Genomic DNA, 11121 nt, shown 5'->3' with positions numbered 1-11121 from the left:
AAGTTTGAATACCGATCTGCACGCCCCTCTGGGACAGAACCGAAAGGCCAAGCGCCAGCGGCCGGGTATTCTGCGCACGGGGCGTGTCGTCGCCGGGATTTGCCTCGTTCTGATCGGGGCGTCGTCGCTCTATACGGCGTTTCGCGGTGACGGGCTGAAGCGGGAGACGCCGCCGGCGCAAAACCAGACGGCTGCGCCACCTTCTGACACCGTTCAAGTGCCGCCGCAGTTTTCATCTGCTGCCGTTCCCACCGGCATTGTGCCATCCGATCCAAGATCAGGCGCAAATGTGGAGCGGATGGTCACCGGCGACGGATCCGTCGTCACGAAATACTCCCCAAGACAACGCGACGGAAATGGACCGGTATTGGTTGATGCCTCTGAGGTCGGGCAGGATCCACGGATGGCGGCGCTACCGAATGATGCTCTCCTGGAAGACACGCCTTTGGGGCGGCTGCCGATCGTCGGGCCGGACGGACGTCGCCCGATGGACCAGTATGCGCGGCCATGGTCCGGCGCTCATGGAACACGCATCGCGATCGTCGTCAGCGGCCTCGGACTTAGCCAGACGGGCACGCAGCGGGCCATCCAGCAATTGCCTGAGGAGGTGACGTTCGCCTTTGCCGCCAGCGGCAACAGCCTGCAGCGCTGGATGCAGGAAGCGCGCCGCGGCGGCCACGAAATCCTGTTGCAGGTTCCGTTTGAGCCATTTGATTTTCCGGCAAACGATCCCGGTCCAGAGACGCTGCTGACGTCAACGTCGCTTGCGAAGAATATCGAAAACCTGCACAGGGCGATGGGCGAGATCACGAATTATACGGGCATCATGAACTACCAGGGTGGGCGCTTCCTTTCCGACCCCAACGCCATGGAGCCGGTCATGCGCGATATCGGAAAGCGCGGGCTACTGTTTCTCGATGACGGAACGTCAGCCCAGTCCAAGACCGCCGCGATCGCAAAGGGAACGGAAGTTCCCTACGCCTTCGCAGATGTGCAGTTGGACAAGCAGCTTGACGTGAACGCCATCATCCAGAAACTGGACGAACTGGAACGCGTCGCAAAGCGCAACGGCCAGGCGATCGGCGTCGCCGCCGCCTTCGATGAGAGCATTGATGCCATCGCACAATGGACGCAGGAAGCTGCAATGCGAGGTATTGAGATCGTCGGCGTTGCGGCACTAACGAATGATCCAAAAAGACCTTGAATAGAGAGAGCCGATGAGCAAGCTGATCGTCAATGCCGAGGACCTGCCGTATCGCCCCTGCGTCGGCGTCATGATTCTCAACCGCCAAGGCCTCGTATGGGCGGGGCGACGGATTCCGGAAGAAAATTCAGAGTATGACGGATCGCCGCAGCTTTGGCAGATGCCGCAGGGTGGCATCGACAAGGGCGAGGATCCGCTTGAGGCGGCCTACCGCGAGCTTTACGAGGAGACGGGCATTCGCACCGTGACGCTGCTCGCCGAGGCCCAAAATTGGATCAACTACGATTTGCCGCCCCAGCTGATCGGCATCGGATTGAAGGGCAAGTTCCGCGGCCAGACGCAGCGCTGGTTCGCGTTCCGCTTCGAAGGTGACGAGAGCGAGGTCGCGATCAATCCGCCGCCCGGCGGCCATGCGCCGGAATTCGATGCCTGGGATTGGAAGCCGATGGAAAGCCTGCCGGGTCTCATCGTGCCCTTCAAGCGGGCCGTCTATGAGCAGGTGGTCGACGAGTTCAGGCACCTGGTTGGCCTGAGCGCCGCAGAGTAAATGACCGGCGGCCGAGGGCTGTCGGTCATGGCAATCGTTACTCGGCCTCGTTGGCGGAGTCGGCGTTGAGTTGGCCGTACTTCGATTCGCCGATCTTGCCGAGCAGCTCCAGCTGTGTTTCGAGGAAGTCGATGTGACCTTCCTCGTCCGCCAGGAGCTCCTCGAAAAGCTTCATCGAGACATAATCGCCGGCCTCGTGACAGATGTCGCGTGATTTCTTGTAAGCGGTGCGCGCATCGTATTCGCCGGCAAGATCGGCCTCCAGAACTTCTTTGACGTTCTGGCCGATGCGAAGCGGAGCAAGGGTCTGGAGATTGGGATGACCTTCGAGGAAGATGATGCGTGCGACCAAGCGGTCGGCGTGATGCATTTCCTCAATGGATTCCGCCCGTTCCTTCTTGGCGAGTTTGGTGTAACCCCAGTCTTCAAGAAGTCGGTAATGGACCCAATATTGGTTTACGGCGCCGAGTTCGAGAAAGAGGGCCTCGTTAAGCCGCTCGATGACTTTTTTGTCGCCTTTCAATGTCCGCTCTCCTGTTTTCTTCATGGAATGTTCTCAGGCGGGACATGAAATCAAATAACTCGGCTTCCGTCGAGTGGTGACGGGCGTGATATTCCTCGGTTGTCTGGATGATAATGTCGACCACGTTCGGGAAGCAGCCACAGCAGCGGCCCCGTTTTTCCATGGCGTGGTATACCTTTGCAGGCACGATGAGCTGCCAACAATCCTGCTCGAGAAGCTCGTTGATGACTTCCCGGATTTCGTGGTCAGTTATGTAATTGCAGCTGCAGACAAGCACGTCGTCATTCCAAACATGACATTCACTATCGTCTTTTCTGCAAAAGAAGACGGCAGGTGTCAAGAAAAAATCGAGTCATAGGGCAAGCCATTCGTCGCATATTGAAACGATAGAGGCTCGTCAGGTGTGCTGCGATCCAGCAGGTCGCGACCTGTTTGCCAAAATGAGATCGCGGGCTTACGGTTCAGATCCTCTCAAGGCGGCTATCTTGGATATTGCTCCACAGCCAATAATATCATAAATGTAGGTATGTTCCTACATGGAGGCATTCCATGAGCATCACAAGTTTGTCTAGCCGGGGTTGAACCACGACGTCAGTGGGGCAAAGAAGGCTGCCAAAAAAGGACCTGTAGTTATTACAGATCGCGGGAAGCCGTCCCATGTGTTGATGACGTACAGCGAATTCGTCCGCCTGACCGGCAAGCGCCGGACTCTCGTCGATGCGCTTTCAATGCCTGGTTTGTCGACGATCGAATTGGAGCCACTGAGAGCCGAAATTGCACCTCGCGAGGTCGATCTGTCTTGAAGTACCTGCTGGATACAAACGTCGTCTCCGAGCTGCGCAAAGTTGGAGACGGTAAAGCAGATGCCAATGTGACGAAGTGGGTCGGCGCGCAAGATTCCAATGACTTGTTCATTTCCGCGATTACGATCCTGGAAATTGAGCGCGGGACGCAATCGCGAGCTGCCTCATCCTCGTTATCTCAAGTGGTACAGAGCGAACTGCTTGGGTTATCAAGGCGAGGGTACCGTCACAGGGAAAGTCGTTCCTTGCATACCGTTTCAACGAGAGTTTGAAGAGCTTTCACGCGCTCGACCAGCCAAGCAAGTTCCTCATTGCTGATTGTGTATTTCGACGAATATCGCGCTTCCACATAGGCCCGCGACAGCAATTCAAAGGATCGGCGGGAAAACCGGCTGTCACGCGGCCAGGCGGCAATCAGCCGATTGTCGATCCCCTCGGCCTGAGAGCGAAGAACCTTCAGACGATGAGACTTGGGACTGTAGAGCGTGAGCGTCAGCAGGGTACAGTGGTATAGCGCCTCTGTGGCTTGATGAAGCAAGAAAGCCTGTTGTTTTGGAAACGTCTCTCCGAGCGATCCTTGAGCTGCTAGAAAGCCGGCGGCATTCCTTGACCACTCCATGAAGTTGGAATTTGCTTCTCGCTGCCGCTCCTCCGCTGTCAGTGGCTTCGGATGTGCCAGCGGATGGCCGGGCTCCTCGTAGAGGGGAATGCCGTCCCTGGCGATATCGACGAAGAAGGGTCGGCCGCGGGACAGCTGGTCGTTGACATCGGCCAGCGTGTGGATGATCGGCACGACCGGTGTTTCGATGCGATGCGCGACCTGCTCCGTCAACAGCCGCTCCTCGATGCCGTCCCAGAGCTCCTGCTCCTCGGCAAACGACTTGCTGTTGACGACGATCAACAGATCGTAGTCGGAGCGATAACCGCTCAAGTGATCCTCGACCCAGTTACCGCGGCTATAGGATCCATAAAGAATGACTTTCAGGATCCTGCCGGCGTGGCGCTTGGCCGACAGCTTGCTGGCCTGGAAGCGTTCGACCTCGGCAAACAGGATCTCGAGAATGCGCGCCAGTTCGCGCCGCTTCCTGTCCGGCAGATGTTCGATATGATCGGTCAGGGTCAAAGCCGCGTCAAAACCTTCGGTCAGAATCGCATCCATCGTAGCGGTTCCATCATGATTGCACACCAAATCCTTTTACGGGATTTTGTTCATGTGCACAATTCAAGGATGTGCTCATTGTACGATACATTCGTAATGCGCCCCTTGTCCGTATCCAAAGCGCCATCGAGGTGGCGTCGCTCTCGACGGATGTAGGTAATGAGGCCGCTGATCGCGACATCAATGCAACCAGTATCCATTTTCCGCAACTTAAACTAAATTCCCTTAATATCTAGGGGGTTGCGAATCGCATAAAATTCCCGTGTCGGTATGTGCGTGGCCTTCAGGGTGAAGGCATCGCCACGGGGGACTAATGCAGCAGTCACGTGATAGGGCATCACGTACAAAAGCCTCGCGCGCAATCGCGGAGTTGCGCTGTTTTCCGGCGTTGTAAATCTGCTGGGCTTTATCGGCCCGCTGTTCATGCTGGAAACCTACGACCGCGTCACACGCAATGGCGGCCGCTTCAAAAAGACGATGATCGTGGCACTCGCCCTTGGAGGCATCGTGGCAATGTCGGGTTGATTAAGTTCGCTCCGGCCGCCACAGCCAGTACTTCTTTCCCCTGACAATGATGACGACTCGTCGTACCGTTTGTCACCGAGCCTGCCGGCTGGACGCTTGCGGATATTTTGGCGAAGTGCCTGCCGAATTTCTGTGCCGACAATCTCACGGTCTGGTGAGAGACTATGATGCCGCGGGCTGCCAGCATATCCTCGACCATGCGCAGGCTGAGCGGAAACCGAAAATAGAGCCATACGGCATGGGCAATCACCTCCACCAGAAACCAATGACGACAATAGAGAGGATCACGTGCAGATCTGGTCATGCCGCCAGGTCCCATATTTTGATCGATGCTCGGTCAGCGTTACAGTGCCCGCCGGTGAGATCCCGTCCAGATTCTTCCCGGTTAATATCCGTACCGACTTTGTGTCCTCAATGAAAATTGCGACCTTTCGGCATGACTTGAGTTGTTTCTAGTGCTCCGGCATGACTGCTTGAAATCTGCCGTTTCTCCATGACTGCCTTCTCAAGTGAGTTTGCGAGTTTCCTTTGGCGAGGATCCATCGTCGGATTGAGCGCTTCATCCGAACGATCACTAACGCCGAAACGACGGGCTTCCTTCTGCAGGATGCCAAGTGCGGGTGTCATATCCTCGATATGATCGACGACAGTGTGGATCACGCCGCTCTGGCTCTGAAGCTTGCCATATATCTTCACGAGCCGTGCTCCCATGACGATCGGGCGGTACTTCTCGAATACCTTCTTCCAGACAATGGCATTGGCAACGCCCGTCTCGTCTTCCAATGTCATGAAGATGACGCCCTTGGCTGAGCCCGGGCGTTGACGCACCAAAACCAGGCCGGCAATCGTCACCCTTCTTCCGTTCGGGATGGTGAGAAGATCGACATTCCGAACGACCCCGACTTTATGGAATTCCTCTCGCAGGAATGAGACGGGATGGCCCTTCAAGGAGAGCGAAAGGTAGCGGTAGTCCTCGACCACCTGTTCACCAGCCGGCATTTCCGGCAGCCGTGTTTCAGGCTCGACCTGCAGATCGATGTGGCTCACCTGGTCGAACAAAGGGAGCTTTTCGGCAGCACTCTTCGCATCGAGTGCCCGTACGGCCCAGAGTGCCTCCCGTCGCGACAGTCTTATGGAATGAAAGGCATCTGCATCGGCAAGTCGTTCTATATCTGCCTTTTGCAGGCCTGAGCGCAGCCAGAGATCGCGGATCGAAGAATAACCCCTGCCTCTGTTGGCGACGAGCTGCTGCATGCTCACTTCCGAAAGGCCTTTTATCTGCCGAAAGCCAAGCCGAACGGCTCGCTTCGTCTGGATAACTTCCCGCATGGCGGCATGCCGGAAATCAACAGCACGTTTGTTGAATTCGGCCTCTTCCAGCAGACAATCCCAGTTCGATTCATTGATATCGACCGGCCTGATCACAACGCCATGCTCCCGGGCATCCCGGACGAGTTGTGCGGGAGCATAGAAGCCCATCGGCTGTGAGTTCAGCATCGCGGCACAGAAGACGTCGGGATAGTAAGCTTTTACCCAGGAAGAGGCGTAGACGAGCAGAGCGAAAGAGGCGGCGTGGCTTTCCGGGAAACCGTATTCGCCAAAACCTTTGATCTGGTTGAAACATTGCTGGGCAAAATCGCGAGAGTACTTTTTCGCGACCATGCCTTCGATGAACCGCTTTTCGAAATTGCCGATGGTGCCTGTCCGTTTGAAGGTCGCCATGGCGCGCCTCAGCTGATCGGCTTCAGCCGGCTTAAATCCCGCCGCCGTGATTGCGATCTGCATGGCCTGTTCCTGGAAGAGCGGCACGCCGAGCGTTCGCTCCAGGACACTTTTCAACTCCTTGCTCGGATACTCTATTGGGATACCGCGATCCCTGTCTTCTCTTCGTTTCAGGTAGGGGTGGACCATGTCGCCCTGGATGGGGCCTGGCCGAACGATGGCGACTTCGATGACGAGGTCGTAGAATTTTTTGGGCTTCAGGCGCGGCAGCATACTCATTTGCGCCCGGCTCTCGATCTGGAAGACGCCAAGCGTGTCGGCCCGGCATATCATCTCGTAGACGGGCTCTTCGTCCTCATGCGTGTCGTTGCCGAGATCGGCGAGCGTCTTCTTGACGTCGTAATGCAGGAAAAGCAGATCGAATGCCCGCTTCAGCGCGGTCAGCATTCCAAGCGCCAGGATGTCGACCTTCAGGATCTTCAGATTGTCGAGGTCATCCTTGTCCCACTCGACCATGTAGCGTCCGGGCATTGCCGTCTTCATGATCGGAACGACTTCATCCAGCCTGTCCCTGGTGATGACGAAGCCGCCGACATGCTGGGTGAGGTGGCGGGGAAAACCAAGAAGCTCGGAAGCATACTTCAGCACGTTCTTGGTCATGGGATCGAAAATGTCGAGCCCGGCCGCTTTTGCCTCGCGCTCGGACAGCTTCTCTTCCGACCAACCCCAAACCAGGCTGCCGATCGCAGACTGAACATCTTCCGAGAGACCGAAGGCTTTTGAGACCTCGCGTCCTGCGGACCGGGTGCGGTAGGTCGTCACCCCTGCCGTCAGGCCGGCATGTTCCTTGCCATATTTCTCGTAGATATGCTGGATGACCTCTTCGCGCCTCTCGTGCTCGAAATCGACATCGATATCCGGCGGCTCATCGCGGTCCATCGAGAGGAAGCGATCGAAGAGCAGGGTGCTCTTCTCCGGATTGACCTCTGTTATCTCGAGGCAATAGCAGATGACCGAGTTTGCCGCGGAACCACGACCCTGACAAAGAATTTTTTTCTCATGTCGAGCATACTGGATGATCCGGTGGACCGTCAGGAAGTATGGTTCATACTGCTTCTGGCGAACGAGGCTTAGCTCGTATTCGATGTTCTGCTGGACTTTCTCCGGTATGCCGCCGGGAAAGCGTTTTGCCGCGCCTGCCTTGGTAAGGCGCTCCAGGGTTTGATAAGGCGTTTCCCCCTCGTCATTCTCGGGGGGATAGTTGTGTTCCAGTTCATCGAGTGAAAACGAAAGACTGCCAAAGAACTTTCCCGTGTTCGTTACGGCGTGTGGGTAGTCTTTGAAGAGGCGCAGGATTTCGCCGCCATCCTTGAGATAGCGTTCGGCATTCGGCGCCAGAAGAAAGCCGGCTTCGGGAATGGCAACGTGTTCCCGGATCGACGTCACGATATCGGCGAGGGGGCGACGGGTGGTGTCGTGGTAGAGCGGCTGGTTGGTGGCGATCACCGGGATGCGGTTGCGATCGGCCAGCATGGAGATGGTCGCGAACATGCGCTTGTCGCGGCCGTCGTAGGCGGGGGCGAGCGCAATGTGGAATTTTTTCCGGAAGCGTTTTCTGAAGCGCTCCAGACAGGCTTCGAACGCTGCGTGATTGCCATCGTCGGCAATGGACGGATCGGGAATGAGCGCGAGCATCATGTCGTCGCCCCATTCCATCAGATCCGCTTCCGTTAGGATGCATTTTCCCTTCTCGGTTCTTAGATTCCCGGTGCTCAGCAATCGGCAAAGATGCGCCCAGCCTCGGCGATCCTGCGGATAGGCAAGAATATCAGGCGTTCCATCCGAGAAGACCAGGCGGGCGCCCGGTTGAAAACGGATCGGATCGAGGATGACGTCATTCTTTTCATGCTCCTCCAGAAGCCCGGCCTTCATCCGCTCGAATTTCTTTCGGATCGCCTTGGACTGGGCATGCGCCCGGACAACGCCTGCAACCGAATTGCGGTCGGCGATGCCAAGCCCTCCAAGCTTCAGAACCGCAGCGCGGACGACCATTTCCTCGGGCTGGGATGCACCCTCCAGAAACGAGAAATTGGTCTTGGCGCCGATCTCGAAGAAGGCAGGCATCAGGCGATGACTCCATGCATGTACCAGTTCTGCGTTGCGTCACGCTCATAATGGCCATGGCGATAGATCCAGAAGCGGCGTCCCTGATCATCTTCGATACGGAAGTAGTCCCGATCCTCCGCATCTGATCCATCGAGCCACCATTCCATCGCCAGCCGTTCCGGTCCCTCGCTCTTCAGGACGCGATGCTGCATACGCCGCCAGTGAAAACTGGCGGGTGCACCATCGGGAATTTCGATGGCAAAGGCGCCCATCGGTTCCGGCTTGCGAAGCAGCCGCACGGGCCGCTCGTTCCTGGCCGGTGGAGCATGTCCTTCCCTGATCTTCGGGGCGGATAGGTGATCGATTGCGGGTACGGCAATGACGGCTCTTTCGGGTACGTGGCTCTCTCGCAATTGGAAGGTCTGCAGGCAGTCTGCCCCGAAGCGGGCGGAAACCCTATCCACGAAGGCAGCAAGAGACGCATCCTTCTGCTGGCGATACTCGAAATCGCCTTGCTCCGTCACGAAATCTTCGTGACGGAGCACGTTGAGGCGAAGGATTTCAAAACCGTAACCCGCGTCGAAATCGTCGTGGATTGCCTGCAGGCGTTCGGCAAAGAGAGCGGCGATGCGCTTGGGTTCCCTCAGGGGCTGCGCGGTCCCTGCCGAAATGCGGAACACCTTACCGTCGACGCGAAACAAGACCAGTTCGAAGATGCGGCCCCCGACGCCACGGGCTTCCAGCGAGAGCTTCAGGGAGACGGCAATCTGACCGGTGAGCGCGAGGATATCGTCTTCCGCGCCGATCGGTTCGATCAGACGACGTTCGACCGAGAGGCTCGCAACTGGCAGCCGTGGAGATACCGGCTCTTGATCTGTCCCAAGCGCCTGATCGAGCCTCAAAAGCAAGGCTCCTCCGAAGCGGCGGGCAAGTGGGGCGCGTGGTGCGTCTAGTAGGTCGCCCACATATTTGAGCCCCATTTTATTCAGGGCGCCTACGGTTTCTTCTTCAAGGCGCAAAGCCGCGATCGGCAAAGGCGCCAGAACCTGCTCGGCCTTCCCGTGTTCGATGATCCCGCCTTGGCCGAAACGGCTGACCGCCCAGGACAATCCCGGTGATGAAGAGACGGCACCGCGTGCATCAAGGCCCATCTGGAAAAGCCTTGCGAGAATATCCTTGAGAAGTGCCGTCTCGCCGCCGAACAGATGAGCACAGCCCGTGATGTCGAGAAACAGGCCATCCACGCCATCGAGAGCGACAAGCGGAGTATAGCGATCGCACCAATCGGCGATCGCTTCCAGGAAGCGTCGGTTGGCAACTAGGTCGTCCTCGATCACATCGAGCTTGGGATGGATGGCGCGGGCTTCGGCGACGCCCATATGCTTTCTGAGATTGAGAGCTTCTGCAGCCTCATCCAGCGCCGTCAGCCGCATGGTATTGTTGAGGCGACTGGAGCAGACGATCGGTGGTGCGTCAGGACGTCCGTGCGAACGCCAGGAGAGCCCCCATTTCTTTCTTGCGATCCGGTCCGTCGAGAGATGCGGAAAGTGGAGCGCCAGAATGCGCTGCGCGTTCGTCTGGAAGGCGAGGGTCGGCTGATTGGGAGACGGCGAAAAAACGGCGGTCATGAGGGTTCCACTCCAGTAGAAAGGAGAGGGGAGCCGGATTGCGGCTCTTCTCCAGGGTGAGATGAAAAACCGGGTTGCCGATGCTGCCGCCCAGCATCGTACCATCCGGCAAGGCGCGCGCTTGTGCCGGCGCGGGTGTTGCAAGGAAGCGGAAATAAGCGCTACTGGCTTCTTCCTCTCCAGCCTGCCGCAGCAGGAAAAGCGGGCGTTTGGATGCCTTTGCCCGCAAGCTCAAACGACGGCTCTCCGTCAGGCCAAAGGGCTTCGGGTTGCCCCGGACCTCCAGGATCGTCGCAGGAAAGACGCCGCTTTCGACTGCCGCTTCCGCAAGCCAGAGGGCATCCTCAAGCTTGCGCGGACTGGCATAGAAGAACTGGTCCGGCTTCAGGCCGAAATCCCGCAGCCCCACGGCGTAGGGCTCTCCCGCCTCCATCGTGCACACCGTATCGGCGATCCACAGGATCGGTAGCGGCACATTGTGGCTCTCTTCGGCCTGACGTTGCAGCATGGCAGCAAGTGCCAGCACAAAGCCGCTGCCAGCACCGGCTTCCCGCAAGAGATCGGAGCGAATCTCGGTAATCCCGTCGAGCGGCAAGCCGCCATCGATCGCCTCGTCGAGCGCGGGTATTCCGAGGGGAAGACGCAATACATCTTCGTTTTTTCCAGCGGCGGGGCCGCCATTCTCACCCAAGGCCTGGCTTTCCGCTGCAGCCAAGGCCGGCGCGGGCTTTCCTTCGAGCTTTGCAATGGTTTCGCGGAGTGCAAAAAGCCGCTCGCGCGTCACGGCCGGCTGTGCCATGACGTTCTCCAACTTTCAAATGTTCCTGTTATGTTCTTATGGATTCCAGAGGTGGGCGAAAGAGTCAACAGGCATTTGATGTGAATTTATTCCTGCCTTTGATTC

At 57.6% G+C, this 11121-nt stretch carries 8 protein-coding genes and 3 pseudogenes; 4 read left to right on the top strand and 7 right to left on the bottom strand.

Features of this window, described 5'->3' with window-relative positions; genetic code table 11:
- Positions 1 to 4 precede the first annotated feature (4 nt).
- Both K9B32_RS11915 and K9B32_RS11910 read left to right on the top strand, forming a co-directional pair.
- Complete coding sequence (locus K9B32_RS11915) at positions 5 to 1204, top strand: divergent polysaccharide deacetylase family protein (RefSeq protein WP_224562153.1); 1200 nt, start codon at positions 5 to 7, stop codon at positions 1202 to 1204.
- Positions 1205 to 1217: 13 nt separating this feature from the next.
- Complete coding sequence (locus K9B32_RS11910; RefSeq protein WP_224562151.1) at positions 1218 to 1751, top strand: RNA pyrophosphohydrolase; 534 nt, start codon at positions 1218 to 1220, stop codon at positions 1749 to 1751.
- Positions 1752 to 1788: 37 nt separating this feature from the next.
- Here K9B32_RS11910 and bfr read toward each other — a convergent pair whose 3' ends face one another.
- Positions 1789 to 2274: a bacterioferritin gene (gene bfr / locus K9B32_RS11905; protein ID WP_007528518.1), complete on the bottom strand. Its 486-nt coding sequence runs from the start codon at positions 2272 to 2274 to the stop codon at positions 1789 to 1791.
- Entirely contained in the window at positions 2240 to 2614 is a 375-nt protein-coding gene (locus K9B32_RS11900; protein WP_224562148.1) for a (2Fe-2S)-binding protein, read from the bottom strand. Before K9B32_RS11900 ends, bfr begins: the two co-directional genes overlap by 35 nt.
- Positions 2615 to 2823: 209 nt before the next feature.
- On the opposite strand from K9B32_RS11900, the pseudogene K9B32_RS11895 reads away from it, so the two are divergent.
- Positions 2824 to 3077 (top strand): annotated as a pseudogene (locus K9B32_RS11895) (type II toxin-antitoxin system prevent-host-death family antitoxin).
- A pseudogene (locus tag K9B32_RS11890) lies at positions 3074 to 3223 on the top strand (VapC toxin family PIN domain ribonuclease); the annotation flags it as partial. The pseudogenes K9B32_RS11895 and K9B32_RS11890, both read left to right, overlap by 4 nt.
- A gap of 80 nt (positions 3224 to 3303) precedes the next feature.
- Here the strand turns inward: K9B32_RS11890 and K9B32_RS11885 are convergent.
- From K9B32_RS11885 to K9B32_RS11865, 5 genes and pseudogenes are all read right to left on the bottom strand, one after another.
- Positions 3304 to 4236: a HEPN domain-containing protein gene (locus tag K9B32_RS11885; protein WP_224562147.1), complete on the bottom strand. Its 933-nt coding sequence runs from the start codon at positions 4234 to 4236 to the stop codon at positions 3304 to 3306.
- Between the two features lie 540 nt (positions 4237 to 4776).
- Positions 4777 to 5065 (bottom strand): annotated as a pseudogene (locus K9B32_RS11880) (IS6 family transposase); the annotation flags it as partial.
- 107 nt (positions 5066 to 5172) lie between these two features.
- Entirely contained in the window at positions 5173 to 8607 is a 3435-nt protein-coding gene (locus tag K9B32_RS11875; protein ID WP_224562144.1) for an error-prone DNA polymerase, read from the bottom strand.
- The gene (locus K9B32_RS11870) at positions 8607 to 10052 is read right to left on the bottom strand and encodes a Y-family DNA polymerase (protein WP_224562270.1); all 1446 of its coding nucleotides are present in this window, start codon (positions 10050 to 10052) and stop codon (positions 8607 to 8609) included. Before K9B32_RS11870 ends, K9B32_RS11875 begins: the two co-directional genes overlap by 1 nt.
- A gap of 10 nt (positions 10053 to 10062) precedes the next feature.
- Positions 10063 to 11016, bottom strand: a complete 954-nt coding sequence (locus tag K9B32_RS11865) for an ImuA family protein (RefSeq protein ID WP_224562143.1) — start codon at positions 11014 to 11016, stop codon at positions 10063 to 10065.
- Between the last annotated feature and the right edge of the window lie 105 nt (positions 11017 to 11121).

The sequence above is a fragment of the Rhizobium sp. 3T7 genome (assembly GCF_020166565.1).
In the GTDB taxonomy this organism is placed as follows: Bacteria; Pseudomonadota; Alphaproteobacteria; order Rhizobiales; family Rhizobiaceae; genus Rhizobium.
Note: the sequence above shows the minus strand (reverse complement) of the source record. Positions and strands in the feature narration are given on the sequence as shown.

Bases quoted from the DNA above. Each gene is read 5' to 3' on its own strand.
- K9B32_RS11910 (WP_224562151.1), top strand. From the start codon at position 1,218: ATGAGCAAGCTGATCGTCAATGCCGAGGACCTGCCGTATCGCCCCTGC.
- K9B32_RS11885 (WP_224562147.1), bottom strand. From the start codon at position 4,236: ATGGATGCGATTCTGACCGAAGGTTTTGACGCGGCTTTGACCCTGACC.
- K9B32_RS11875 (WP_224562144.1), bottom strand. From the start codon at position 8,607: ATGCCTGCCTTCTTCGAGATCGGCGCCAAGACCAATTTCTCGTTTCTG.
- K9B32_RS11865 (WP_224562143.1), bottom strand. From the start codon at position 11,016: ATGGCACAGCCGGCCGTGACGCGCGAGCGGCTTTTTGCACTCCGCGAA.